The 24,370-nt window shown below is 70.2% G+C and carries 20 protein-coding genes and 2 tRNA genes; 10 read left to right on the plus strand and 12 right to left on the minus strand.

The window, feature by feature from the left end:
- Nucleotides 1-2 precede the first annotated feature (2 nt).
- From AC07OZ_RS16280 to hemC, 6 genes are all read right to left on the minus strand, one after another.
- Nucleotides 3-76: transfer RNA gene (locus AC07OZ_RS16280), tRNA-Arg, on the minus strand.
- A 110-nt stretch (nt 77-186) separates the two neighbouring features.
- Nucleotides 187-263 (minus strand) — tRNA-Arg (locus AC07OZ_RS16285).
- 105 nt (nt 264-368) lie between these two features.
- On the minus strand, nt 369-1,616 hold the full coding sequence (locus AC07OZ_RS16290) for a heme biosynthesis HemY N-terminal domain-containing protein (protein ID WP_495468136.1): 1,248 nt from the start codon (nt 1,614-1,616) through the stop codon (nt 369-371).
- A gap of 10 nt (nt 1,617-1,626) precedes the next feature.
- Complete coding sequence (locus AC07OZ_RS16295) at nt 1,627-2,796, minus strand: uroporphyrinogen-III C-methyltransferase (protein WP_495468137.1); 1,170 nt, start codon at nt 2,794-2,796, stop codon at nt 1,627-1,629.
- Nucleotides 2,793-3,647, minus strand: coding sequence for a uroporphyrinogen-III synthase (locus tag AC07OZ_RS16300; protein WP_495468138.1), 855 nt, complete (start codon nt 3,645-3,647; stop codon nt 2,793-2,795). Before AC07OZ_RS16300 ends, AC07OZ_RS16295 begins: the two co-directional genes overlap by 4 nt.
- Nucleotides 3,647-4,576 (minus strand): hydroxymethylbilane synthase, encoded by a 930-nt coding sequence (gene hemC, locus AC07OZ_RS16305; RefSeq protein ID WP_495468139.1) that lies wholly within the window; start codon nt 4,574-4,576, stop codon nt 3,647-3,649. Before hemC ends, AC07OZ_RS16300 begins: the two co-directional genes overlap by 1 nt.
- 432 nt (nt 4,577-5,008) lie before the next feature.
- Here hemC and ppc point away from each other — a divergent pair, with 432 nt between their 5' ends.
- Nucleotides 5,009-7,765, plus strand: coding sequence for a phosphoenolpyruvate carboxylase (ppc, locus tag AC07OZ_RS16310; protein WP_495468546.1), 2,757 nt, complete (start codon nt 5,009-5,011; stop codon nt 7,763-7,765).
- A gap of 90 nt (nt 7,766-7,855) precedes the next feature.
- On the opposite strand, the gene AC07OZ_RS16315 is transcribed toward ppc, so the two are convergent.
- Together AC07OZ_RS16315 and AC07OZ_RS16320 are read right to left on the minus strand one after the other, a co-directional pair.
- Nucleotides 7,856-8,683, minus strand: coding sequence for a LytR/AlgR family response regulator transcription factor (locus AC07OZ_RS16315; RefSeq protein WP_495468140.1), 828 nt, complete (start codon nt 8,681-8,683; stop codon nt 7,856-7,858).
- Between the two features lie 94 nt (nt 8,684-8,777).
- The gene (locus AC07OZ_RS16320; RefSeq protein WP_495468141.1) at nt 8,778-9,968 is read right to left on the minus strand and encodes a sensor histidine kinase; all 1,191 of its coding nucleotides are present in this window, start codon (nt 9,966-9,968) and stop codon (nt 8,778-8,780) included.
- 162 nt (nt 9,969-10,130) lie between these two features.
- Here AC07OZ_RS16320 and argH point away from each other — a divergent pair, with 162 nt between their 5' ends.
- From argH to AC07OZ_RS16335, 3 genes are read left to right on the plus strand one after another with little or no spacing between them, the layout of a single operon-like run.
- Nucleotides 10,131-11,609, plus strand: coding sequence for an argininosuccinate lyase (gene argH / locus AC07OZ_RS16325; RefSeq protein ID WP_495468142.1), 1,479 nt, complete (start codon nt 10,131-10,133; stop codon nt 11,607-11,609).
- 2 nt (nt 11,610-11,611) lie between these two features.
- On the plus strand, nt 11,612-12,103 hold the full coding sequence (locus AC07OZ_RS16330) for a hemerythrin domain-containing protein (RefSeq protein ID WP_495468143.1): 492 nt from the start codon (nt 11,612-11,614) through the stop codon (nt 12,101-12,103).
- Between the two features lie 55 nt (nt 12,104-12,158).
- Nucleotides 12,159-13,406 (plus strand): DNA polymerase Y family protein, encoded by a 1,248-nt coding sequence (locus AC07OZ_RS16335; RefSeq protein WP_495468144.1) that lies wholly within the window; start codon nt 12,159-12,161, stop codon nt 13,404-13,406.
- Between the two features lie 28 nt (nt 13,407-13,434).
- Here the strand turns inward: AC07OZ_RS16335 and AC07OZ_RS16340 are convergent, their stop codons facing one another.
- Nucleotides 13,435-13,881: a YbaN family protein gene (locus tag AC07OZ_RS16340; protein WP_495468145.1), complete on the minus strand. Its 447-nt coding sequence runs from the start codon at nt 13,879-13,881 to the stop codon at nt 13,435-13,437.
- Between the two features lie 101 nt (nt 13,882-13,982).
- Here AC07OZ_RS16340 and AC07OZ_RS16345 point away from each other — a divergent pair, with 101 nt between their 5' ends.
- Together AC07OZ_RS16345 and AC07OZ_RS16350 are read left to right on the plus strand one after the other, a co-directional pair.
- Nucleotides 13,983-14,924 (plus strand): LysR family transcriptional regulator, encoded by a 942-nt coding sequence (locus AC07OZ_RS16345; RefSeq protein WP_495468146.1) that lies wholly within the window; start codon nt 13,983-13,985, stop codon nt 14,922-14,924.
- Nucleotides 14,925-15,027: 103 nt separating this feature from the next.
- A complete protein-coding gene (locus tag AC07OZ_RS16350; RefSeq protein ID WP_495468147.1) occupies nt 15,028-16,179 on the plus strand; it encodes an alpha-hydroxy acid oxidase in 1,152 nt (383 codons plus the stop codon).
- An 83-nt stretch (nt 16,180-16,262) separates the two neighbouring features.
- Here the strand turns inward: AC07OZ_RS16350 and AC07OZ_RS16355 are convergent, their stop codons facing one another.
- On the minus strand, nt 16,263-18,422 hold the full coding sequence (locus AC07OZ_RS16355) for a S46 family peptidase (protein WP_495468148.1): 2,160 nt from the start codon (nt 18,420-18,422) through the stop codon (nt 16,263-16,265).
- A gap of 239 nt (nt 18,423-18,661) precedes the next feature.
- On the opposite strand from AC07OZ_RS16355, the gene AC07OZ_RS16360 reads away from it, so the two are divergent.
- Genes AC07OZ_RS16360 through AC07OZ_RS16370 form a run of 3 tightly spaced genes read left to right on the plus strand, consistent with a single transcriptional unit; the run spans nt 18,662 to nt 20,515 of the window.
- Nucleotides 18,662-18,925, plus strand: coding sequence for a hypothetical protein (locus tag AC07OZ_RS16360; RefSeq protein WP_495468149.1), 264 nt, complete (start codon nt 18,662-18,664; stop codon nt 18,923-18,925).
- A gap of 49 nt (nt 18,926-18,974) precedes the next feature.
- The gene (locus tag AC07OZ_RS16365; RefSeq protein WP_495468150.1) at nt 18,975-19,667 is read left to right on the plus strand and encodes a DNA adenine methylase; all 693 of its coding nucleotides are present in this window, start codon (nt 18,975-18,977) and stop codon (nt 19,665-19,667) included.
- A complete protein-coding gene (locus AC07OZ_RS16370) occupies nt 19,664-20,515 on the plus strand; it encodes an 8-oxoguanine DNA glycosylase (protein WP_495468151.1) in 852 nt (283 codons plus the stop codon). The genes AC07OZ_RS16365 and AC07OZ_RS16370 overlap by 4 nt, the downstream gene beginning before the upstream one ends.
- A 16-nt stretch (nt 20,516-20,531) precedes the next feature.
- On the opposite strand, the gene AC07OZ_RS16375 is transcribed toward AC07OZ_RS16370, so the two are convergent.
- Entirely contained in the window at nt 20,532-21,434 is a 903-nt protein-coding gene (locus AC07OZ_RS16375) for a LysR family transcriptional regulator (protein ID WP_495468152.1), read from the minus strand.
- A 114-nt stretch (nt 21,435-21,548) separates the two neighbouring features.
- On the opposite strand from AC07OZ_RS16375, the gene AC07OZ_RS16380 reads away from it, so the two are divergent.
- A complete protein-coding gene (locus AC07OZ_RS16380; protein WP_495468153.1) occupies nt 21,549-22,799 on the plus strand; it encodes an L-dopachrome tautomerase-related protein in 1,251 nt (416 codons plus the stop codon).
- 2 nt (nt 22,800-22,801) lie between these two features.
- Here the strand turns inward: AC07OZ_RS16380 and AC07OZ_RS16385 are convergent, their stop codons facing one another.
- The gene (locus AC07OZ_RS16385; RefSeq protein ID WP_495468154.1) at nt 22,802-24,352 is read right to left on the minus strand and encodes a methyl-accepting chemotaxis protein; all 1,551 of its coding nucleotides are present in this window, start codon (nt 24,350-24,352) and stop codon (nt 22,802-22,804) included.
- Nucleotides 24,353-24,370 lie beyond the last annotated feature (18 nt).

The following is a 24,370-nucleotide window of genomic DNA, read 5'->3' on the forward strand; positions in this document are numbered from 1 at the left end:
GGTGCGGCTGGCAGGATTCGAACCCACGACCCCTTGGTTCGTAGCCAAGTACTCTATCCAACTGAGCTACAGCCGCTCGACTTTTACTGATCAGGAACCGCCGTCGTGGAAACGATTCCAGGTTTTTGTTGTTACTTCTTTTTTGCTTGCCGAATCTCCGGTGACCCGGACATTCAACAGTTTTTCTGGTGCGGCTGGCAGGATTCGAACCCACGACCCCTTGGTTCGTAGCCAAGTACTCTATCCAACTGAGCTACAGCCGCTGAAAGACTGCGACTATAGCATGCGTTTTTGAGGGTCTGCAAGTATCTCGGCGAAAAATCATTCCATGACCCGAACCGCAGGCCACTCCCGCCGCCCTCGAACCCTCACCCCAGGCGCGCGGCGGCTTCGTAGCAGCGGGCGCGACGCTCCGCGTCATCGTCCTGGTCCGCCATCTCGGCCAGACGCAGCCAGCTGCGACGACGGGCATTGAGCGTCAACTCACGATCCTCGGCCGCCTGTTCCAGCATCAGACGCGCCTTGCCCCACAGCTGACGCTCCGCCAGCGCGTGGCCCAGCGCGAAAGCCATCGTGCCGTCACGCGGGAAGCGCTGCACGGCGCCCTCCAGCCGCTGCAGCCATTCGGGTCCCAGTCCCGGCATGCACAGCACCAGCGCCTCGGCCAGCGCCTGACGCTCATCGGCGCCCTGCTCCGCGATCGATTCCCAGAACGGCCGCAACCAGCCTCGGCCATCCTCGGGCGCACCGAGGCCCGCCGCGCAGTTCGCGGCCCGCGAGGCCACGAACACATCCCTCCGGTCAGACGCGTCGAGTTGCTGCCAGATACCGCGCAGTTGATCGATGTCGCGTGCCGTGTCCAGCGCCTCGCAGGCGAGCGAACGCAGCAGCCCCTGCGCCGCCGACTTCGAGAAGCCCTGGTGCTTGGCCAGCAGGCGCGCGGTGCGCAGCGCCTCGAGCGGCTCGTGGGCGAGCCGGCTGCCTTGCAGCTTCAGCCGCAGCGCCTGCGTCCGGCGCGCGACGCCCGGGGTCAGTTCGCCCAGCAGGCCCAGCGCGCGTGGCGCATCGCGATCGTCGAGCGCCCATTCGGCGGCCAGCAATCTCGCGCCCTCTTCCTGCACGCGGGCGCCCGCCGAGGTCGCCGCCACCTGCAGGGCCTGGCGCAAGTGCTCATCGCGATTGCGGCGATCCTGCAGCTTGTGGGCGCTCTGCGCAGCCACCAGGTGCGCCAGGGCCATGAAGGCACCGTCCTGCGCCAGATCGGGCGTCTGCGCCTGAATGGCGAGCGCGCGCTGCGCCGCCTTCTGCGCGCGGCTGTAGCGGGCGCCGAAATATTCCGCCCAGGCCTCGCGCAAGGCGATCTGGGCGCTGCGTTCGCGCTGGGCCATGCGCCACAGGCGCGCGCGCTTGGGCAGCGTCAGCAGCGCGTCCAGCGTCTGCATCAGCGTCATCAGCGCGAAGCAGCCCGCCACCAGCAGCAGCAGGAACAGGTTGAGCGACAGGTCCATGCGCCAGCCGCGCCAGTAGAAGCTGGCGAGGCCGTCGTTGTTGCCCAGCGTGAGCGCCGCCACCACGGCGGCGACGAACAGCAGCACCAGCCAGATCACCATGCGCATGGCGATCTCCTCAGCGCGCGACCGCGCTCAGCGCGGCCAGCGTGTCGTCGGGGCGCGGCACGCTCACCTGACGGGACTGGCCCTGCACCTGGCGCAGCAACTCCGTCGTCTGGGTCAACTTGCGGGAACGCGCGTCGAAATAGCGGTCCAGCATCGCCTGCGCCTCGCGCAGGTCGACCTGCGCGGTGTCGAACTGCCGGCTCAGCAGCGCCAGCCGGGCGTTCAGCAGCCGCAGCTTGAGGTTCTCGCGGAGGAAGAAGGATTGCTCCGGCGCGATCAGCGCGGCTTCGGGATGCTCGATGCGCGTCACGCGCAGCAGACCGCGGGCTTCGCGCCAGACGTCACCGGACAGCGTCGTCCAGCGATCGCCGGCCTGGTCCCAGAGGCGGGTCCACCAGCCGGGTTCGCCGTCCTCGGCGGCCTGCGACGCGCCCGCCGAAGCCCCGGAAGCAGCTTTCCGCGACACGGCGGTCTTCACGGCGACGGGCGACGGGGTCGGGTGTTGCGCGGCGGGCGTCGCAGCCGCTCCCGCCGGATCCTGCCCGGGCTGGGCGACGGCCAGCAGCGGCAGGTCGTCGACCTGGCGCACGACCTCGTCCAGCTTGATCGTCAAGGTCGACACGTCGACGACGCTGACCGCCTTGATGCGCTCCAGGTCGCGCGTCACCGCGCGGCGGACGCCTTCCAGGCGCGGTTGCTTGTAGCGGCCCAGCCGCTCGTCGGCCTGGCGCAGCGCGGCCACCAGCGGCTCGGCGCTGCCGGTGATCGTGCTCTGCTGCATCGCGACCCGCAGCGAGGCCTCGATGTCGCCGACGACGTTCTCGTCGCGCGAGCGGTTCATCGACTGCATCAGCGTCTCGAGCTGCTCGCGCTGCACGGCGACCTCGGCCAGCCGCGCATCCAGCAGCGCGACCTTGGCCGCGGTGTCGCGGCTCAGGTCCTGCGCCTGGCGCGCCTGGTCGCGGGCGATGTTGGCCTCGCTCTGGCTGCTGTCCTGGCGCCGGACCAGTTCCTGTTCGACCTGCTTGAGCCGCTGCTGGCTCTGCCAGGCCAGACCGAGGGCCAGCAGGGCCACCAGGCCGACGCCGGCCACGACGGCCTGGGTCAAGGTGGCGCCGGATTGCCGGGCGGGCTTGTGGGTCGACGGAACGTCGGCCGCGGGGGTGGTGGTCTCGCTCACGTCGGCGATTCTAGGGTGGACCCTGACAGCATCCGGAAGCCGGCCGCGACGGCCTCCGCTTCCGGTCGCACCAAAACCACATGCCCCACGCCGAGGGCTTGTGCGCGGGCCGCGATGCGCTCGTGGGTCGCCAGCGCCCGGACGTGTCCCCACATTGGGAGAGACGGGTCGCCGCCCGCCCCCTCGACGGTGCCCCCCCGCGTCCCCTTTTCGAGGGCCTCCAGGTGTCCGATCGCCTCTGAACTGCTGAAGAGCCAGACATGGCGCTCCGGCGCTGCCAGCGCTTCGCGCAGGAGCGCAGCGGTCTCCTGGGACAGCCGGGGACAGGCCCGGCGGTAGACGCTGACCGCCGACACCTCGGCGCCGGCGTCGCGCAGCCGGTCGCCGAGCCATTCCCGCCCGCCATCGCCGCGCACCAGCAAGGCGCCGCGGCCGGACCAGTCCGCTCCCGCGACGCGGACCAGCTCCGGCCAGAGATGCTCCGAGTCGAGGCTGTCCGACTCCGCCGGCGGCTGCACCACACGCGCCGGCGGCACACCATGCTCGAGCAATGCTCGCGCGCTGCCCGGGCCGACAGTGGCTGCCCAGGTCCGCTCGGGCCAGACGGCGCCGGCGGGACGATGGTCGAAGAACTGCTCGACCGCGTTGGGACTTACGAACATCGCCAGATCCAGGTCCGGCAAGGTCGTCCAGGCGGCCGCGATGGGTTTCGGATCGCTGGCCGGTTCGATGTCGATCAGCGGGAGTGAGGCGGTCGGCACGCCCAGGGCCGCCATCCGTCTTGCCCAGTCGTCGGCCTGGGCCTGCGGCCGGGTCAGCAGCAGCCGGACCGGGGCGACGGCTTGCGCCATCAGACGTCCTTCAGATACTCGGTGGCGCCGAGCTCGCGCAGCGCCGAGGCGGCGGCGATGCCCAGCGTTTCGGCGGCGGCCAGATCCCCCACCGTCGCCTGCGAGCCCGCCCGCAGGAGGGCCCGTTCCGGCTCAATCGGGTGTCCCAGCGCAACGGAGAGCGTCAATCGGCCGTCCGCGGCCCAGACCGCATGCGCGGCCAGCGGCATCGAGCAACTGCCGCCGAGCTCGCGCGAGACCGCGCGCTCCGCCGCGGCGGCCAGCCAGGTCGGCCGGTGCGCCAGCGCCTCCAGATGCGCGGTCAAGGGCGCCTGGCCCGCGCGGATCTCGACGCCCAGCGCGCCCTGCCCGGCGCACGGGATCATCTCGTCGACCTCGAAATACTGCGTGATGCGACCGTCCAGGCCCAGGCGCTTCAGACCGGCGGCGGCGAGCACGATCGCGTCGTACTGGCCCTCGTCGAGCTTGCGCAGCCGCGTGTCGAGGTTGCCGCGCAGCGGTTCGATGCGCAGGTCCGGCCGCAGATTCTTCAGCTGGGTCACGCGCCGCAGGCTGGACGTGCCCACGCACGCGCCCTGCGGCAGCGCCGCCAGGTTCGCGTAGGCCGGCGACACGAGCGCATCGCGCGGGTCCTCGCGTTCGAGTACCGCCGCGAGCACGAAGCCCTCCGGCAGTTCCATCGGCACATCCTTCAGCGAGTGCACCGCGAGTTGCGCGCGGCCGTCCTCGAGCGCCGTCTCCAGCTCCTTCACGAACAGGCCCTTGCCGCCGACCTTGGACAGCGTCCGGTCCAGGATCTGGTCGCCGCGCGTGGTCATCCCGAGCAGCGTCACGTCGAGGCCGCGCGCGCGCAGCAGCGCCTGCACATGTTCCGCCTGCCAGAGGGCCAGCCGGCTCTCGCGCGTGGCGATCACGAATTCTTGGTTCATGGGGCGGCATGCTAGCCGAGCGGCGCCCCCTGTCCTCGGTCCCGCAGTCCCTCCATGGAGGGAAGCTCGTTTGCCGCGAAGCGTGGCTTGCGCGATCCCGGAGCAAATCGCTGCGGATCGCGGCGCCCGCGCCACGCTGGCGGGCGAGTCGCGCACGAAGAAACTGCTAAAGTCAACCGAAGGTAACTTCGTTACATCACCCCTCCCCCTGGTCCCTGACGAACCTCTGACGCCGCCATGCCCGCCAGTACCACCGCCTCCGCCTCGAAGTCCCGCGCCAAGGCCCGCACCCAGCCGGCCGCAACACCTGCCCCCCAGCCGGGCAACAAGCCCAAGCCGACGCCGAAGACGAAGCCGGCGACCCGGCCTCCCGCCAAGGCAACGACCGGCACCCGCTCGATCAAGACGATCAAGGACAAGAACCAGCCGCTGATGGACGACATCCGCCTGCTGGGCCGCATCCTGGGCGAGGTGATCCGCGAGCAGGAGGGCCGCGAGGCCTACGAACTGGTGGAGCGCGTGCGGCAGCTGTCGGTGGCCTTCCGCCTGAAGCGGGACACGCAGGCCGGCAAGCAGATGGACAAGCTGCTCAAGAGCCTGTCGGGCGAGCAGACGGTGAGCGTGATCCGTGCGTTCAGCTACTTCTCCCACCTGGCCAACATCGCCGAGGACCGTCACCACGTCCGCCGCCGCGAGGTGCACGAGCGCGAGGGTTCCTTGCAGCCGGGCTCGCTGGGCTATGCGCTGGAGCGGCTGTTCGACGCCGGCGTGCGGCCGGCGGAAGTCGCGAAGACGCTGGCGCACGGCTTCGTGTCGCCGGTGCTGACGGCCCACCCGACCGAGGTGCAGCGCAAGAGCATCCTGGACGCCGAGCGCGCCGTCGCCGAACTGGTCGGCGCGCGCGACCGCCTGCACACCGAGCGCGAACTGGCCGCGAACGAGCTCCTGATCCGGGCCCGCGTCACGCAGCTCTGGCAGACGCGGATGCTGCGCTACTCGAAGCTCACCGTCGCCGACGAGATCGAGAACGCGCTGAGCTACTACCACGCGACCTTCCTGCGCGAGATCCCCAAGCTCTACACCGAGCTGGAGGAAGCGCTGCCGGGCGAGGACGTCCCGCCCTTCCTGCGCATGGGCCAATGGATAGGCGGCGACCGCGACGGCAATCCCAACGTCACCGCCGACACGATGCGTCTCGCGCTGCGCCGCCAGAGCGAGCTGGCGCTGCGCCACTACCTGACCGAGATGCATGAGCTGGGCGCGGAGCTGTCGATCTCGCTGCGCCTGGCCGGCGTCACGCCGGCGATGCAGGCCCTGGCCGAGCGCAGCCCCGATCAGAACGAGCACCGGATGGACGAGCCCTACCGGCGCGCGCTGACCGGCATGTACGCGCGGCTGGCCGCGACGCTCGAGTCGCTGACCGGCACCGAGGCGCTGCGCCACGCGGTCGCGCCGCAGGATCCCTACCTGTCCCCCGAAGACCTGCTCGCGGACCTGCGCGTGATCAAGGAATCGCTGGAGCACCACCATGCGCACGCGCTCATTGCCCCGCGGCTCAAGCCGCTGATCCGCGCGGTGCAGGTCTTCGGCTTCCACCTGGCGACGCTGGACCTGCGCCAGAGCAGCGATCAGCACGAGCTCACCATCGTCGAGCTGCTGAAGAACGCACGCGTCTGCGAAGACTACTCGGCCCTGGGCGAACAGGAACGCCGCGCGCTGCTGGTCGATCTGCTGAACCAGACGCGGCCGCTGCGGGTGCTGGGTGCCGAGTACAGCGAGCGCGCCTTGGGTGAGCTCGCGATCTTCGAGACCGCGCGCGAATCGCTGAAGCGCTTCGGCCGCGAGGCGCTGCGCCACTACATCATTTCGCACACCGAGGACGTCAGCGACCTGCTGGAAGTGCAGCTGCTGCTGAAGGAAGTCGGCCTGCTGCGCGGCACGCTCGATGGCGACGCGATCAGCGACCTGATCGTGGTGCCGCTGTTCGAGACCATCGCCGACCTGCGCAACGCGCCCGGCATCATGCAGGGCTTCTACGAGCTGCCCGGCATGGCCGCGCTGGTGCGCCGCTCCGGCGGCGAGCAGGACATCATGCTGGGCTACTCCGACTCCAACAAGGACGGCGGCGTCTTCACCAGCAGCTGGGAGCTGTACCGCGCCGAGATCGCGCTGGTGAAGCTCTTCGACGAACTGCGCCAGCAGGGGCCGCTGACGCTGCGGCTCTTCCACGGCCGCGGCGGCACGGTGGGCCGCGGCGGCGGTCCGAGCTACCAGGCCATCCTCGCGCAGCCTCCGGGCACGGTGAACGGCCAGATCCGGCTCACCGAGCAGGGCGAGGTCATCAACTCCAAGTACGCCAACCCGGAGATCGGCCGGCGCAACCTGGAGACGCTGGTCGCCGCGACGCTCGAGGCCACGCTGCTGCATCCCACCAAGCAGGCGCCGCAGGCCTTCATGACCGCGGCGCAGGCGCTGTCGGACGCGAGCTTCGCGGCCTACCGCGGGCTGGTCTACGACACGCCGGGCTTCGCCGACTTCTTCTTCGCCACGACACCAATCCGCGAGATCGCGGAACTCAACATCGGCTCGCGCCCGGCCTCGCGCAAGGCGACGCGTGCGATCGAGGATCTGCGGGCGATCCCCTGGGGCTTCAGCTGGGGACAGTCGCGCATCACGTTGCCGGGATGGTGCGGCTTCGGCTCGGGCGTCCAGGACTTCCTCGGCAAGGGCAAGGGAGAGGACAAGGCGGGCCGCGACGAGAAGCTGGCGCTGCTCAAGCGCATGCACAAGCAGTGGCCCTTCTTCAAGACGCTGCTGTCCAACCTGGACATGGTGCTGGCCAAGGCCGACCTGGACATCGCGCGGCGCTACCTGGAGCTCGTCGAGGACAAGCGCCTGGCCAAGCGGATCTTCGGCGCGATCGAAGCCGAGTTCGCCCGCACCGAGGAAGCCATCGCGCTGATCACCGGCGAGAGCGGCCGCCTCGCGGCCAATCCGGCGCTGGCCCGCTCGATCGAACACCGGTTCCCCTACATCGATCCGCTGAACCACCTGCAGGTCGAGCTGATGCGGCGCTACCGCGCGATCCCGGCGGAGAAACGCGCGGAGGATCCGCGGCTGGAACGCGTCCAGCGCGGGATCCACCTGTCCATCAACGGCATCGCGGCCGGCCTGCGCAATACGGGCTGAGGCGACACGGCACTGAGGCGCTCCGCTTCAGTGCCGCAGCCCTTCAACGGGCCTGCGATTGAGCGGGCCTGCGCTTGAGCGGGTCGCGCTTCAGCGCTGACCCGCCAGCGCCTCGCGCACCGCGGCGACCTGCCGCCGCGAGACGGCGAGCCACTCGTTGACATGGGCGATCCGGACCGCCCAGCCGAGTTCGCCGCCGTTCTCCCCGTCGCTGTCGGCGGGCCCGTCGGTCGGCACGTGGCGCTCGAGTTCCCGCACCGCCGACCGGGCGACCAGCGCGTTGCGATGCACGCGCAGGAAGCGGTCGCCCAGGCGCTGTTCCAGATCGCTGAGCGAGCCGTCCATGACATGGCTCTGCGTCGCCGTGCGCAGCGTGAGGTACTTGAGCTCGGCCTTGAAATAGAGCACCTCGGCCAACGGCACGCGCAGCAGCCGTCCGCGCTCGGTGATGTTGATGACCGGCGCCTCGACGCCCGGCGACGATTCCTGTCCGTTGACGTCGCGCTCCTCGCGCGCCTTGGCGGCGGCCCGTTCGTCGATGCGCTGCACCGCTCTCGAGAGGCTGGCCTGCAGCCGCTCGCGCCGCACCGGCTTGGTCAGGTAGTCCAGCGCCTCCAGCTCGAAGGCCAGCAGCGCATGCTGCGCATGCGCGGTGACAAAGACGATGGCCGGCGCGAAGGGCCGCCCGCGCAGCGCCTGCGCCAGTCCCAGCCCGTCCAGGCCCGGCATCTGCACGTCGAGCAGGATCAGGTCGCAGGCATGGTCCTTGAGCCACGCCAGCGCCTGGTCGCCGCTGCCGGCCTCGGCCACGACCTCGGCGCGCGGTTCCTCGTTGGCCTCGACCAGACCGCGCAGGCGCAGGCGCGCCAGCGGCTCGTCGTCGACGATCAGAACCCTCAACGGTGGATGCGTCAGCATGTCCTTCCCTCCCGTCCCAATACGATGTCTGCGCTGTTTGCGCCGTCTGCCCCGTGGGCGTTCACTGCTGTCGTCGCCATCGTGAGCCGCTCCGTCATCGCGGCATCACGATGCGCACCACGAAACGTCCCTCGCCGGGACCGGCTTCCAGGCGCGCCGCCACGTCGTGCATCAGCCTCAGGCGCTGCCGCACGTTGCGCAGCGCCAGCCCGTGTCCCTTGCCGCGCGTCGGCAGTCCGACCGTGTTGACGACGCGGATCTCGATCTCGCTGCCGCGCGCGCGCGTCACGATGTCGACGTCGCCGCCGCCGTCGTTGGGCTCGACGCCATGGCGCACGGCGTTCTCCACCAGCGGCTGCAGCAGCAGCGGCGGCACGCGGGCCTCCGCGGCATGCGGATCGAGCTGCCAATGCACGCGCAGCCGGTCGCCGAAGCGCAGCTGCTCGATCGCCAGATAACGACGCGCCAGTTCGACCTCCTGGTCCAGCCGCACGCCTTCGGCCGTGGGTCCCGCGTCCGCGAGCGCCACGCGGAACAGCTCGGCCAGATCCTCCAGGACCTCCTCGGCGCGGTTCGGATCGACGCGCACCAGCGCGATCGCGGTGTTCAGCGTGTTGAAGAGGAAGTGCGGCCGGATGCGCGACTGCAGTTCCACCAGCCGAGCGAGCGCGTCCGCCGGCGCCTGCGCACGCTCGCGGAGCTTGAGCCAGCCGAGCAGCACCCCCGCCGCCAGCGCGCCGGCCAGCACCGCCGCGCCGCGCTGCAGGGTGCCGAGGGCGCCGATGTCCACCGCCTCCAGCAGTTGCACCCCGCCGTGCGCGCACAGCGCACCGAGCGCGATCGGCAGCGTCCATTGCGCCCACTCGGGCAGGCGCGCCAGCACCTGCTTGGCCGCGCAGACGATCAGCAGCCAGGCCAGCACGCCGCTCAGCGCCGCGACCGAGGCGCCGCCCATGGACCAGGCCCATTGCGCCATCGTCTGCGAGGTCATCGCCAGCCCCAGCGACAGCACCAGCTGCACGCCCAGCACGGCGCGCAGCACCAGACCGACGTGGCAGACATCGAAGCGCCGCTGCGCGTCGATCAGGCGCGGCGGCTCGGCGGGCCGCGCGTCCAGGCGGGTCTCCTCCCAGGCGGGCTGCAGCGGCATCGGCCGGCTCTCCGACGGCTGCGTGCTCATCGGCTGCGTGGACGGCTCCAGCGCGTCCAGACCTTCCCGGGACGGCTGGGTCGAGCGCCACGGGTCCTTCCCCGGCGTTCTCCCGTTGCTTGCCTTCGTGGCCATCGGATCCTCCCGTCCCCGCACTATCCGCCCTCCGGCTGCAGCCCCCTCGGGCGCCCCGGTGGCGCCCCTTTAGAATCGGCGGCTCATTCTCACCCAGGCGTCCGGCCGCTTCCTATGCGGACACGCCCGGGGCGCCGCGAAGTCGTAACGCCTTGCAAGCCGATGTCCTCCTCCCCCACTGACCAACTGCCCGACGGCCAACCCGCCGACAACCAGCTCGCCAACAAGTCGCAAGCCTGGTCCGCACTTTTCTCGGAGCCGATGAGCGACCTGGTCAAGCGCTACACCGCCAGCGTCGACTTCGACAAGCGCCTGTGGGCCGCCGACATCCAGGGCTCGCTGGCGCACGCGGACATGCTGGCCGCGCAGGGGATCCTCGGCGCCGAGGACTTCGCCGCGATCCAGAAGGGCATGGCGCAGATCCGTGAGGAGATCGCCTCGGGCCGTTTCGAATGGAAGCTGGACCTGGAGGACGTCCACCTGAACATCGAGGCCCGCCTGACCGAACTGGTCGGACTGGCCGGCAAGCGCCTGCACACCGGCCGCAGCCGCAACGACCAGGTCGCCACCGACGTGCGCCTGTGGCTGCGCGGCGAGATGGACACGCTGGCCGGCCTGCTCGCCGAATTGCAGCGCGTGCTGGTCGACCAGGCCGAGCGCCATGCCGACGTGATCCTGCCGGGCTTCACCCACCTGCAGGTCGCGCAGCCGGTGGCCTTCGGTCATCACCTGCTGGCCTACGTCGAGATGTTCGCCCGCGACGTCGAGCGGCTGCTGGACGCCCGCAAGCGCGTGAACCGCCTGCCGCTGGGCGCCGCCGCGCTGGCCGGCACCAGCTACCCGCTGGACCGCGAGCGCGTCGCGCGCACGCTGGGCATGGAAGGCGTCGCGCAGAACAGCCTGGACGCCGTCAGCGACCGCGACTTCGCGATCGAGTTCAGCGCCGCGGCCGCGCTGATCATGGTGCACATCTCGCGCCTGTCGGAAGAACTGATCCTCTGGATGAGCCAGGCCTTCGGCTTCATCGCGCTGCCGGACCGCTTCTGCACCGGGTCGAGCATCATGCCGCAGAAGAAGAACCCGGACGTGCCCGAGCTGGCGCGCGGCAAGAGCGGCCGCGTGGTCGGCCACCTGATGGGCCTGATCACGCTGATGAAGGGCCAGCCGCTGGCCTACAACAAGGACAACCAGGAAGACAAGGAGCCGCTGTTCGACACCGTCGACACGCTCAGCGACACGCTGCGGATCTTCGCGGAGATGATGGCCGGGCTGACGGTCAAGGCCGACGCGATGGAACGCGCGGCGCTCAAGGGCTACGCGACGGCGACCGACCTGGCGGACTACCTGGTCAAGCAGGGCCTGGCCTTCCGCGACGCGCACGAGATCGTCGCGCACGCGGTGAAGACGGCGCAGGCGCAGGGCATCGACCTGTCGGCGCTGCCGCTGGACGCGCTGAAGCAATTCGATGCGCGCATCGGCGAGGACGTCTACGAAGTGCTGTCGCTCAAGGGCTCGCTGAACGCGCGCAACATCCTCGGCGGCACGGCGCCGGCGCAGGTGCGCGCGCAGGTGGCCCGCCACCGCGCGCGTCTGGGCGCGAGCGACGCGACCAGCGGCGCCAACACCGTCGCGAAGGCTTGAGCATGAGCGCCCTGGCCTGGACCGACGAGCTCGTGCTGAATCAGCCGGAGCTCGACCACACGCACGAGGAATTCGTCGCGCTGCTGAACCGCTACGCCGACACGCTCGATCGCGGCGAGGACGCGCTGCCCGCATTCAAGGAACTGCTCGCCCACACGGAGGAGCACTTCGCGATGGAGGAGCGCTGGATGGCGGCGACCGGCTTCGAGCCGGAGAACTGCCACAGCAGCCAGCATGCGATGGTGCTCAACGTGATGCGCGAGGTGGTGCGCTACGCCGAGGAACTGGGCGACCGCGAGCCGCTGGCGATCGTGCGCACCGAGCTGTCGCAGTGGTTCCCCGGCCATGCCGAGATGATGGACGCGGCGCTGGTCTACACGATGGAGCAGCGCGGTTTCGATCCGAAGACCGGCGAATGCCGTGATCCGATCAAGGCGCCTGCCGGGGCCGAGGACACCGTGTCGGCCTGCGGCTCGACGAGCTGCGGACACTGACCGTCGCCGCCCCTGCTGACAGCGAGTGTCAGCGCCGGGGCTCACAATCCCTCGCATGGCCGAGCCGACGCCAGCGTTGCCCGATCGCCTGATCGCTCATCTGGACATGGACGCGTTCTACGCGTCCGTGGAGCTGCTGCGTTATCCGGAACTCAAGGGCCTGCCGGTGGTGGTCGGCGGCCGGCGCGCCCACACGCCGCACGAGCGGCCCGACGGCACGCGCGAATTCTTCAAGCTGGCCGACTACACCGGCCGCGGCGTCGTGACGACGTCCACCTACGCGGCGCGCGATCTGGGCGTGTTCTCCGCGATGGGGCTGATGAAGGCGGCGCTGCGCGCGCCGCAGGCGATCCTGCTGCCGGCGGACTTCGACTCGTACCGGCACTTCTCGCGGCTGTTCAAGGCGGCGGTGCGCGAGATCGCGCCGGTGATCGAGGACCGCGGCATCGACGAGATCTACATCGACCTGACCGACGTGCCGGGCGCGCGCGAGGCGGTCGGTCACGACCCGCTCGGCGGCGTGCGCGCAATCGCACGGGAGATCAAGAATTCGGTGCAACGCGCGACCGGGCTGACCTGCTCGATCGGGGTGACGCCGAACAAGCTGCTGTCCAAGATCGCGTCGGAGCTCGACAAGCCCGACGGCCTGACGCTGATCATGATGGAGGACCTGCCGACGAAGATCTGGCCGCTGCCGGTGCGGCGCATCAACGGCATCGGGCCGAAGGCCGGCGCGAAGCTGGAGAGCCTGGAGATCCACACGATCGGCGAGCTCGCGGCCGCGGCGCCGGAACTGCTGCTGCAGCACTTCGGCACAGGCTACAGCGCCTGGCTGCGCCAGACGGCCTGGGGCCTCGACGAGCGGCCGGTGGTGACCTACAGCGAGCCCGTGTCCATCAGCCGGGAGACCACCTTCGAGCGCGACCTGCACGCCAGGCGAGACCGGCCGGAGCTGTCGCGCATCTTCACCGCGCTGTGCGAGCAGCTCGCCTCGGACCTGCAACGCAAGGGCTACCTGGGGCGCACCATCGGCATCAAGCTGCGCTTCGAAGGCTTCCGCACGGTGACGCGCGACCTGACCCTGGACGCACCGGTGCAGGACGCGGCCTCGATCCGGCACGCGGCGGGGCTGTGCCTCAAGCGCGTGGACCTCAGCCAGCGGCTACGACTGCTCGGCGTGCGGGTCGGCAAGCTGAGCCGGCCTGGAGACATCGAGCCGAAGACGCGCGGACGTGCCGCGCCCGCGCCGAAGGACGATTCGCCCGCGAGGCCGAAGCCGGAGAACCTGACGCTGTTCAGTTGAGAGGTGAAGCGATTGAGACCACGCTTCATCAACGGGCCGTAGGGAGCCTCCAGAGCCAGAGCCCTACCGCCAGACAGCAGACGGCGGGTAGCCACGGCAGGACCGGCATGACGAAGGCGGAAATGATCGAGCTGATCGCCATCATTCCCCACGCCATCTGCTTGGCCCGGAGCGGCACCGCACGATTGGCGCGCCACTGGACGATCATCGGCCCGAAGCGGGGATGGCCGACGAGCCACGCCTCGCAGCGCGCAGACCCGCGCGCGAAGCAGAACGCCGCCAGCAGGACGAACGGGGTCGTGGGCAGCAGCGGCAGGAAGATGCCGATCAGGCCGAGCACCAGGCTCAGCGCACCGCCCACCATCCACGGGAGACGGCGCCACAGGGAAGCCTGCTCCAGCACACGCACGGTCGCGTCGTCGGCCGCGGCCTCATCGGCGGCGGCAGTCAGGCTTCTCTCGGGAACTTCGGACATCGCGCCACTGTAGCCGCGCTGTGAGGTGCCACGTGCGCTCGCCATCCATCGACCCTGCCGATCCGCCGGCTCGCGAGGCCGCTGAAGCTACAGTCGCGCCCATGAGCGACTCCTCGCGCCTCCCCGTCGGCGAGCCCCTGGCCGACACCTTGCGCCTGCCCTCGATCGACGGCCTGCTGGCCTTCGAGGCCGTCGCGCGGCTCGGCAGCCTGGAGCGCGCCGCCGAAGGGCTCCACGTCAGCGCGAGCGCCGTCGGCAAGCGCATCGCGACGCTGGAAGAACGGCTCGGCCAGCCGCTGCTGACGCGCAACCCGCTGCGTCTCACCGCCGCCGGCAAGGAGTACCTCGCGCAGGTCCGGACCGCGCTGTCACTGCTGGCCGCCGTGCCGCTGCACCGGCGCGAGCAGCAGCGCGTCGTCCGGCTCAGCATCACCAGCCCGCCGACCTTCGCCCGGCAGGTGCTGGTCCCCGCCCTGCCCGGCTTCGAGGCCGCGCATCCGGACATCGAGCTGGAACTGTTGCTGTCGACGCCCTACCTGGACCAGCCCGCGCCGCCGGCCGATGTCGAGATTTTCGCGGGGACCCTGCCGGCGGGCGGCGAGGTGCTGCTGGACGACGTCATCACGCCGATGGCCGCGCCGTCGCTACTCGCGCGCCTGCCGGCGATCCACGCGCCGGCGGACCTGGCCGCGGCCCCGCTGCTGCGCACGCCGCTGCAACCCTGGCAGCCGTGGCTGCGCGCCGCCGGACTCGACTGGCCCGAGCCCGCGCAGGGCACGCGTTTCGTCGACCTGGGCCTGACGCTCGAGGCCGCCGCCTGCGGCCAGGGCATCGTGCTCGGCCGGCCAAGCCTGGCCGCGACCTACCTGCGGGGCGGCGCGCTCAAGCGCCTGTTCGACCTCGCCGTGCCCGCCGCGATGCCCTACGGCCTGGTGCGGCACGCCGACGGCGACGCGGCGCGCGCCTTCTCGCGCTGGCTCGTCCGGCATTGCCGGACGCTGAGCACCGCATCGGATGCGGCCGAGAGCGCAGGCACGGCCTGACCGGCGCCCTCCGGGAACTCCCTGAGGCCGCCGGAACGTTCCTCCGACCCGGCCCGCGAAACTTTCCGGCCCGTCGCCGCGCGGCTCCCCTAGCATTCCGCGCATGAGCGTCATCACCTGCATCGAAGACCTGCGCGTGCTCGCGCAGCGCCGTGTCCCGCGCATGTTCTACGACTACGCGGATTCCGGCTCCTGGACCGAGAGCACCTACCGCGCCAATGAATCCGACTTCCAGTCCATCAAGCTGCGCCAGCGCGTGGCCGTGAACGTGGAAGGCCGCAGCACCGCGGCCACGATGATCGGCCGGCCGGTCGCCATGCCTGTCGCGATCGCGCCGACCGGCATGACCGGCATGCAGCACGCGGACGGCGAGATCCTCGGCGCGCAGGCCGCCGAGGCCTTCGGCGTGCCGTTCACGCTGTCGACGATGAGCATCTGCTCGATCGAGGACATCGCCGCGCACACGACCGCGCCGTTCTGGTTCCAGCTCTACGTGATGAAGGACAAGGGCTTCATCCACAGCCTGATCGACCGCGCCAAGGCCGCGAAGTGCGAGGCACTGGTGCTGACGCTGGACCTGCAGATCCTCGGCCAGCGCCACAAGGACCTGAAGAACGGCCTCTCCGCGCCGCCCAAGCTCACGCTGCCCAACCTGATCAACATGGCGACCAAGCCGCGCTGGTGCCTGGGCATGCTGGGCACGCCGCGGCGGCAGTTCGGCAACATCGTCGGCCACGTGAAGGGCGTCGGCGACATGGGCTCGCTGTCCGAATGGACCGCCAAGCAATTCGATCCGCAGCTGAGCTGGAGCGACGTGCAGTGGATCCGCGACCGCTGGGGCGGCAAGCTGATCATCAAGGGCATCATCGACGAGGAGGACGCGAAGCTCGCCGCGGCCACCGGCGCCGACGCGCTGATCGTCAGCAACCACGGCGGACGCCAGCTCGACGGCGCGGAGTCCAGCATCCGCGCGCTGCCGCGCATCGTCGAGGCCGTCGGCGACCGTCTCGAGGTGCACCTGGACGGCGGCATCCGCTCGGGCCAGGACGTGCTCAAGGCCTGGGCCCTGGGTGCGCGCGGCACCTACATCGGCCGCGCGTTCCTGTACGGCCTCGGCGCAATGGGCCGGCCCGGCGTGACGAAGGCGCTGGAGATCATCCACCGCGAACTGGACCTCACGATGGCCTTCTGCGGCCACCGCGAGCTTCGCCACGCGGGCCGCGACATCCTGCTGCCGGGCACCTTCCCGCAATGAGCGCCTGAAACGCAAACGCCCCGCGCGAGGCAGGGCGTTGCGTGGAGCGACCGCCAGGATCGCTCAGCAGGAAGACCGCGCGATCACAGCGCGTTCATTTCCTTCAGCAGGCGGTCCGCCTTGTCGACGACCTTCATCTGCCACAGCATGTAGCGCGCATCCAGGCAGATGCTGCGGTTCATGTGGTCGTTGAAGTCCCAGTCGGAGATCACCGCGTCCAGCGTGCCGTCGAACAGCAGGCCGACCAGTTCGCCGTTGCCGTTCAGCACCGGCGAGCCGGAGTTGCCGCCGGTCGTGTCCAGCGTCGCCAGGAAGTTCACCGGCACCGAGTCCAGCGCCTTCACGCCGTACTTGTCGAACTGGCGCGCCTTGATCGCGGCGAGCTGCTCGGCGGGCGCGTTGAACTCGCCCGTGCCGGTGTGCTTGGCCACGATGCCGCGCAGCGTCGTGAACGCGGTCCAGGTCGTGCCGTCCACGCCCGGCGAACGGCCCTTCACCTGGCCGAAGGCCACGCGCAGCGTGCTGTTCGCATCCGGATAGACCGGCTGGCCGAGGCTGCCCTTGAAGTCGATCTCGGCCTGCATCGTCGCGGCATAGGCCTGTTGCGTCTTGCCGGCCAATTCCTTGTCGCGGTTCTCGCGCGCTTCCTCGTCGGCATGCAGCGCCACGGCGGCCTTGACCAGCGCGTCGGTGCTGCCTTCGAAGGCCGCGGCATCACGCGACAGCCAGGCAGTGCGCTCCGCCTTGTCGGTCAGCTTCGTGCCCGCGTACAACGCGTCGACGCGCGCCGTCACGGCCGCCGCGTCCATGCCGGCGCGCACGCCCAGCGCGTTCAGGAACGCGGCGTTCAGCTGATCGGCCGGCAGGGCCAGGTATTGCGTCAGGAAGTGGCTGACCACCTTCTTCTCGGTGATCTCGTCGAAGCGGCGGTCCAGCGTTTCCACGGCCTGCTTGCGGCGCAGCTGGTCGCGGTCCTGATAACCGGTCTTGCGTTCCGCGTCCGGCTTCTTGCGCTGCAGCGCCTGCTCGTACAGGTCGCTCGCGCTCTTCACGAGCAAGGGCGTCGCGTAGCTCAGCAGGAACTCGCGGCGCACGATGGCCTGGCGCTCGGCGATCAGGCGTTCCACCTCCACCAGCGACGGGCCGTAGGCGGCGCGGCGCTTGGCGTCGGCGTTCACCCAGGCCTTCATCTGGTCGAAGGCCGCCTGCTTGCGCGCGAGGATGTCGCTGCCCGCGTAGCTGGCCATCTGGCCCTGGTAGTTCTTGTAGTAGTTGTTGACGCCGGCGACGGTGTTGGCCAACTTGATCTCGGCATCACGGCGGCCGGCGGTGGCCTCCTTGATCAGGTCGAGCTGCTCGCCCATCGCCTTCACGCGGTTCGGGAAGTCCCACGAGAACGCGAAGTCGACTTCCGAGGGCAGGCGATGGCGGTTCGTGCGGCCCGGGTAACCGGCCACGGCCACGAAGTCGTTCTCGTTCAGCGGCGCGCTCGCCATCTTCAGGAACTGCTGCGGCTGGAAGGGCTTGTTGTCCTTGCTGAAGTCCGCCGGCTTGCCGTCCGGGCCGACGTAGGCACGGTAGAAGCTGTAGTCGCCGGTGTGGCGCGGCCACATCCAGTTGTCGGTGTCGCCGCCGAAGAGGCCGACGCCTTCGGCCGGCGCATGGACCAGGCGCACGTCGCGGATCTCCAGCTGCTTGGTCAACTGGTACATCAGGCCGCCGTAGAACGCGCCCACCGAGCAGCGGTGGCCGGCGTCCTTCTCGCACGCGGCGACCAGCGACTTCTCGTTGGCCTCGATCGCGTCGATGCGGGCCTTGCCCTGCAGCGCGGCGGTCTTCTTGTCGATGACCTTGTCGGTGACGTCGGTCAGCGCGACCGTGACCAGGATGCGGCTGCCCGGCGCGGCCGGCAGTTCATCGGCCAGCGACGCGGCCAGGAAGCCGTTCTTCAGCAGGTCCTTCTGCGGCGTCGAGTTGTACTGGATGCTGCCGAAGGCGCAGTGGTGGTTGGTCACCACCAGGCCTTGCGGGGACACGAACGAGGCCGTGCAGCCGCCCAGGCTCACCACCGCGCCCATCGGATACCCCAGCGGCTGCGACAGCCGCGCCGGGTCGAATTTCAGGCCCAGGGCCTTCATGTCCTTGGCCACCAGCGGCAGCTGCTGCGGCATCCACATGCCTTCGTGCGCCTGGGCGCCGGCCGCGGCGTACAACGCCAGCGCGGCCCACATCAGTCGTTTCATTCGCGGGACTCCTGTCCACCTTCTGAGAAGGGGCGAACCATACACGAGCCCGCCGGCCCGGCCCCGTGCCGGTCGGCACCCGGCCCCCATGCCGCATGGCGGGATAACCCGGAGTTCCAGTCGGGCTCCACGAGCGTGGGATGGGGAAACCCTGACTCCAAACTTACACTCTCGCCCATCCGATCCCCGGCCCGTTCCGGCCCTTCCGAACCCCCTCTCCCGTCGTCCAGGAGCCCGCCATGACTCTCAAGCAGCTCAGCCAGGTGAAGCGCTGGATGGTGATGCACAGCGCCCGTCACCCGGTGGAGCTGGCGGTCTGGAACATCGTGCTGACGATCTGGATGCTGGGTTTCATGGGCGTTCCGGGCGCGTTATTGATCCAGGCGTGGATCGCACTGCCGTTGTGCCTGATGGCCTGGCTGCTGCCGATGGCCTACACCGGCGGCCGTCGCCGCCTGCACCGGTCGGGCCGCCTGCGCTGCGACTGGTTGACGGCGCTCTGAGCCTCCCGGCGCCTTGACATCATCGTCACTTCTGACGATGATCCGGCGCATGAAGTATCCAGGCGGCAAGGGCAAGACGTACCAGCACGTCATCAACCTGATGCCTCCGCACCGGGTGTACATCGAGACGCATGTCGGCGGTGGCGCGGTCCTGCGCCACAAGCTGCCGGCGGCGCGTTCGATCGCCATCGACGCCGACGAACGGGTCATCGCTCACTGGCAAGACCTGGCCCTGCCCGGTGTCGAGCTGGTGCATGGCCGTGCCGAGGACTTCCTCGCACGGCACCGTTTCGAGGGGGACGAGCTGGTCTACGTGGACCCGCCCTATCACCCCGAGACGCGTCGGCAGACGCGCATCTACCGGCATGAATACGACGCCGCGGACCACGAGGCGCTGCTCGCGCAACTCGCGGCGCTGCCGTGCCGGGTGATCGTGTCGGGTTATGCGCATCCGTCGTACGACGCCCTCCTGCGGGGGTGGCGGACGGCGGAGTTTCGCGCGAAGACCCACACCGACGTGCGCACGGAGACGCTGTGGTTCAACTTCGAACCGCCTGAGATGCTTCACGACAGCCGGCACCGCGGAGCCACCTTCCGCGAGCGCCAGACCCACAAGCGGCGTCTCGAACGCCTTCAAGAGCGTGTCCATGCCATGGATCCGGTCGAGCGCGCCGCGTTCGCCCAATGGCTGAACACCACCTATCCAGCCGCCCAGAGAGGCGGCGTTCCCCTTCTCCCATGACCCAGATCGTTGCCCTCGTCTCCCGCCACGGCTCCCTCCAAAGAGAACTTCCCGACCCCCATCACCTCCTGCTGACCGGCGTGCGCTGGGGCGCCGTCGAGGAATTCCCTACCCCGGCCTACTGGACACAGCAGGCCTTGCGCCACCGCCTCGATCGCCTGGATACGGCACAGCCTGCGGCATCGGGCCGCTCGCTGGCCGAGGAGGTCGGCGCGTCGCTGCTGGGCGGTCCGGGCATCCCGGCCGCCGTGGGCCTCGCCGCGTTCGCGCGCATCCGCGAGCGCGGCGCCTTCGTGCAACCCGGCGTCTGCGAGCACACGCTCACCGCGTGGCTCAGCGAGCCGCTGGACGTCGAGGGCAAGGCTCTGGGCTTCCGCTTCGCGGCACAGAAGGCGAAGCACCTCGCGGCGGTGATGCCGGCATTGCTCTCGGCGCCGGACTTCGAGGCCGGCCAGGAGGTGCGCAACTGGCTGATGGAACTGCCGGGCGTCGGGCCGAAGACGGCGTCGGCCATCGTGCGCGGCTGGTCGGCCTCGGAGGACGTGGCGCTGCTCGACGTGCACCTGCTGCGCGTCGGCCAGGTGATCGGGCTGTTCCCGCGCAAGCTGACCGTGGAGCGGCACTACCTCGAGGCCGAGGCGCGCCTGCTGAAGCTGTGCGCGGCGATGGACGTGCGTCCGTCGGAACTGGAGGCGGTCGTCGCGGCGGAGATGAGCCGCTCGCCCGAGACGGCGCGCTTCCTGGTCGACCACCTGAAGGCGACCGAGATTGGCACCAAGGCCGCGACGTCGGCGAAGACCCGCGCCATGCGCGAACCGGAGCAGATCGCGCTGGTGTTCACGGCGTGAAGCCGGGGCACGATCATCATTCGGCGGGAGACGTGAGCGCCTCGATCAACGCCCGCGCCGCCGCCGACTGGTGGCGGTGCGGCGCGTAGACCAGCGAGAACGGACGCGTCCGCCCGCCGAGATCCGCCAGCACCTCCACCAGGCGCCCGCTGTCGAGCCGCTCGCGCACGATGAAGTCGTAGGTCTGGCAGATCCCGATGCCCTGCTCCGCGAGCGAGACGGCGCCGAGCACGTCGTCCGAGATCTCGATCGTCGAGGTCGGCTGCCACTCGATTTCTTCGCCCGCGACCAGGAACGACCATGGCCCCAGCCGCCCGGTGCGCGGCATCACGAACGGCAGGCAGCGATGCAGGGTCAGGTCTTGCAGGCTCCTCGGCTCGCCCGCCCGCCGGAGATAGTCCGGCGCGGCGACCAGCCGCAGGCGCGCGTCCTCCAGCTTGCGTGCGACCAGCCCGCTGTCGGGCAGATGCCCGAGCCGGATCGCCAGGTCGAAGCCCTCGGCGACGAGGTCGACATTGCGGTTGGTGATGTTGAGCTCCAGCCGCACGCCGGGATGGCGGTCGATGAAGGGCAGAAGCAATGCGGGCAGCCGGTGGTGGCCGTAGGTGGTGGGCGCGCTGATCCGCACACGGCCGCTGAGCGCGGCGCCTTGCGATTGCGCTTCCGCCTCCGCGTCGCCCAGCAGGCCGAAGGCCTGACGCGCCTGCTCCAGGTAGCGGCGACCGGCTTCGGTCAACCCGATGCGGCGCGTCGTGCGACGCATCAGCTGTTGGCCGAGTCGCGTCTCCAGGCGGACGACCGCGCGGCTGAGCACCGATGCCGTCGTCGACAGCGCCGTGGCAGCGGCCGTGAACGATCCCTGCTCCACGACCGCCAGGAACGCTTCCACATCGCCCAGGTAATCGAATCGGCGGCTCATCTTGTCTTCCAAGGAATCAATGAATTGGTGCTGGCGTAATTTATCTCCAATGTCGGCATCAATAGAGTCGGTTCATCGATTTCAGCCCGGACTGCGGGCGCCACGAGGACCCCCATGAACCGCTCTCGCCCGACCTTCCGCCTTGCCCGGCGCGCATTGACCGCGCTCGCCGCCGTCTCGCTGACCTCTGCCTGGAGCGCCGACACCGCGGCGCTGGAACGCTGGCGCAGCTACAGCGGCGTGACCTGGGAGGCGGGCTCCGCGTCGCAGGTGACTTCCGTGAGCTTCCGCAACTCCGTGAACGCGCCGATCGCCGGGATCCACTTCGACGCCAAGGATCGCGCCTTCGTCAGCACGCCGCGGCTGATCTCGGCGGACACGCCAGCCACCTTGAGCCTCCTGGACACGTCCGTCGACGGCGGCCCTGCACGGCTCACCGCATTCCCCTCGGAGACGGGCAATGCGACGGACGCCGCGCCAGCGCTTCATCTGCGCAACGTGCTGGGCTTCCACATCGACCGCCGCAACGGCTGGCTCTGGGCCCTGGACATGGGCTTCGTCGCCGGCGAGGCCGAAGCGCCGGCGGGCGGTCAGAAGATCGTCGTCTACGCGCTGGCCACGGGCCGCGTGGTGAAGCGCATCGCGCTGGACAGCGTCGCTGATCGCAAGGGCAGTTTCCTCAACGACATCGCCGTCGATGAAGGGCGCCGCGTGGCGTTCCTGTCCGACAGCGGCCTGCGCAGCGCGCCGCGCAACCAGGCGGCGATCATCGTGGCGGACTTCGACTCGGCGCGCGTGCGCCGCGTGCTGAGCCAGCATCCGTCCGTGATGCCCGAAGCCGGCGCCCAGGTCGTGTCCCATGGCGAGGAGGTCTGGCCGGGAAATCCGCTGGTGCTGGGCATCAATGGCATCGCGCTGTCGCCGGACGCGCGCACGTTGTACTGGACCGTCACGACCGGCACGAAGGCCTTCGCGATCGACACCGCCGTGCTGCGCGACGCGAAGGCGGACGGCGCCCGTGTGGCGGCGGCGGCCCGGACGCTGGGCGATGTCGGCGGCAACACCGACGGCATCGTGACGGACGCGCGCGGTCGGCTCTACATCACCGACGTCACCCGCAACGGCATCGTGCGCTACGACCCGGCCTCGCGGGCGATGACGCTGATCGCCGCGGACGCCGGCGTGTTCTGGCCCGACACGCCCACGATCACGGCGGGCGGGGACCTGCTGTTCACCGCCAGTCGATTGAACGGGCACTTCGCCGGTGCCGTGAAGGCGGGCGACGAACGCTACGACCTCTGGCGACTCCGGCTGGACGCCGCGCCGTCCGGCGCATCAAACGCCGGGACGACCACGGCCCGCTGATCTCACCCCGTCAACCGGAACCTCGCCACCACCTGGCTCAGTCGCGCGGCCTGTTCCTTCAGCGCCTCGGCCGCGGCGGCGGATTCCTCGACCAGCGCGGCGTTCTGCTGCGTCATGGTGTCGAGCTGCGTCACCGCCGTGTTGACCTCCGACAGGCTCTGCGTCTGCCCGCCGGTGGCCGAGGCGATCTCGCGGATCAACTGGCTGACCTGCTTCACCGCGTCGACCACCTGGGTCATCGTCGACCCCGCGTCGCCGACGGCGCGCGAGCCGGTCTCGACCTGCTCGACCGAATCCGCGATCAGCGTCTTGATCTCGCGCGCCGCCTGGGCGCTGCGTTGCGCCAGGCCGCGCACCTCGGACGCGACCACGGCGAAACCCCGGCCCTGCTCGCCCGCCCGGGCTGCCTCGACCGCGGCGTTGAGCGCCAGGATGTTGGTCTGGAAAGCGATGCCGTCGATCACGCCGATGATGTCGGCGATGCGCCGCGACGACTGCTGGATGCCCGCCATCGTCGAGACGACGCGGCCGACCATGTCCCCGCCGCGGCTGGCCACGCCGGCCGCGTCCTGGGCGATGCGGCTGGCCTCGTCGGCGCTGGAGGCGCTCTGGCGGGCGGCATCGGTCAGCTGGTGCATCGCCGCCGAGGTCTCCTGCAGGTTCGACGCCGTCTGCTCGGTGCGGCTCGAGAGATCGAAGCTGCCGGTGGCGACCTCGCGGCTGGCCTCGGCGATCTGGTCGGCGCTCGCGCGCACCGTCGACATCGACGCATGCAGCGCGTCGCGCATCTTGCCGAGCGCGCGCAGCAGGTCGCCGAGCTCGTCCCGGCGCGAGGCCGTGTCGATGTCGCGCAGATCGCCGTCGGCGATCCGGTCGGCCGTGGCTGAAGCCGCGCGCAGCGGCATCGTCAGCGAACGCGTCAGCAGCCAGCCGACCAGCGCGCCCAAGGCCATCGCGACCGCGACCAGCGTCCAGATCGCCGTCAGCACGACACGATAGTCGGCGCGTGCATGCTCGTGCGCGAGATCGGCGCCCTCGGTGTTGATCTTCACGAGCTCCGATTGACGCTGGGTCGCGCCCCGGAACGCGGTGCGCGAATCGCCGCGCAGCAGCGTCACGGCCTCGTCCCGCTGACCGGCGCCGAGCGCCGCCACGTAGCGCTCCTGCGCCGCGCGATACGCCTGGACCTGCCGTGCGAGATCCTCGAAGACCTGCCGTTCCTTGTCGCTGGAGACGAGCTTCTCGTAGGTCGACAGCAGGCCGGGCAGCACGCGCCATTGGTCGGTGAGCCGCGCCGCCTCGTCCGCGATCGTCTTCGGGTCGCCGCCGACGAGCATCTGCAGCTCCGCGCGACGCATCTGGTTCATCGATTCACCCATGGCGCCCAGCGTGCGCGTGCTGGGCAGCCAGTTGGTGGCCAGATCCTCCACCTTGCCCTCGACCTGCGCCACGCGGCTCGCCGAGAACACGCCCATCGCCAGCATCAGCAGCACCAGCAGCGCGAAGCCCAGGCCGAGCCGGACACCCACCTTCAAGTCGGACAGCATTCCCATGTGTTCCTCCCTTCGGCG

This window comes from Roseateles sp. GW821-FHT09G03, assembly GCF_059416045.1.

What these genes read in the sequence shown, in the direction of transcription:
- AC07OZ_RS16290 (WP_495468136.1), bottom strand. Translation starts at nt 1,616, where the DNA reads ATGCGCATGGTGATCTGGCTGGTGCTGCTGTTCGTCGCCGCCGTGGTG.
- AC07OZ_RS16300 (WP_495468138.1), bottom strand. Translation starts at nt 3,647, where the DNA reads ATGGCGCAAGCCGTCGCCCCGGTCCGGCTGCTGCTGACCCGGCCGCAG.
- hemC (WP_495468139.1), bottom strand. Translation starts at nt 4,576, where the DNA reads ATGAACCAAGAATTCGTGATCGCCACGCGCGAGAGCCGGCTGGCCCTC.
- ppc (WP_495468546.1), top strand. Translation starts at nt 5,009, where the DNA reads ATGGACGACATCCGCCTGCTGGGCCGCATCCTGGGCGAGGTGATCCGC.
- AC07OZ_RS16315 (WP_495468140.1), bottom strand. Translation starts at nt 8,683, where the DNA reads ATGCTGACGCATCCACCGTTGAGGGTTCTGATCGTCGACGACGAGCCG.
- AC07OZ_RS16320 (WP_495468141.1), bottom strand. Translation starts at nt 9,968, where the DNA reads ATGGCCACGAAGGCAAGCAACGGGAGAACGCCGGGGAAGGACCCGTGG.
- argH (WP_495468142.1), top strand. Translation starts at nt 10,131, where the DNA reads ATGTCCTCCTCCCCCACTGACCAACTGCCCGACGGCCAACCCGCCGAC.
- AC07OZ_RS16330 (WP_495468143.1), top strand. Translation starts at nt 11,612, where the DNA reads ATGAGCGCCCTGGCCTGGACCGACGAGCTCGTGCTGAATCAGCCGGAG.
- AC07OZ_RS16335 (WP_495468144.1), top strand. Translation starts at nt 12,159, where the DNA reads ATGGCCGAGCCGACGCCAGCGTTGCCCGATCGCCTGATCGCTCATCTG.
- AC07OZ_RS16340 (WP_495468145.1), bottom strand. Translation starts at nt 13,881, where the DNA reads ATGTCCGAAGTTCCCGAGAGAAGCCTGACTGCCGCCGCCGATGAGGCC.
- AC07OZ_RS16345 (WP_495468146.1), top strand. Translation starts at nt 13,983, where the DNA reads ATGAGCGACTCCTCGCGCCTCCCCGTCGGCGAGCCCCTGGCCGACACC.
- AC07OZ_RS16350 (WP_495468147.1), top strand. Translation starts at nt 15,028, where the DNA reads ATGAGCGTCATCACCTGCATCGAAGACCTGCGCGTGCTCGCGCAGCGC.
- AC07OZ_RS16355 (WP_495468148.1), bottom strand. Translation starts at nt 18,422, where the DNA reads ATGAAACGACTGATGTGGGCCGCGCTGGCGTTGTACGCCGCGGCCGGC.
- AC07OZ_RS16360 (WP_495468149.1), top strand. Translation starts at nt 18,662, where the DNA reads ATGACTCTCAAGCAGCTCAGCCAGGTGAAGCGCTGGATGGTGATGCAC.
- AC07OZ_RS16365 (WP_495468150.1), top strand. Translation starts at nt 18,975, where the DNA reads ATGAAGTATCCAGGCGGCAAGGGCAAGACGTACCAGCACGTCATCAAC.
- AC07OZ_RS16370 (WP_495468151.1), top strand. Translation starts at nt 19,664, where the DNA reads ATGACCCAGATCGTTGCCCTCGTCTCCCGCCACGGCTCCCTCCAAAGA.
- AC07OZ_RS16375 (WP_495468152.1), bottom strand. Translation starts at nt 21,434, where the DNA reads ATGAGCCGCCGATTCGATTACCTGGGCGATGTGGAAGCGTTCCTGGCG.
- AC07OZ_RS16380 (WP_495468153.1), top strand. Translation starts at nt 21,549, where the DNA reads ATGAACCGCTCTCGCCCGACCTTCCGCCTTGCCCGGCGCGCATTGACC.
- AC07OZ_RS16385 (WP_495468154.1), bottom strand. Translation starts at nt 24,352, where the DNA reads ATGGGAATGCTGTCCGACTTGAAGGTGGGTGTCCGGCTCGGCCTGGGC.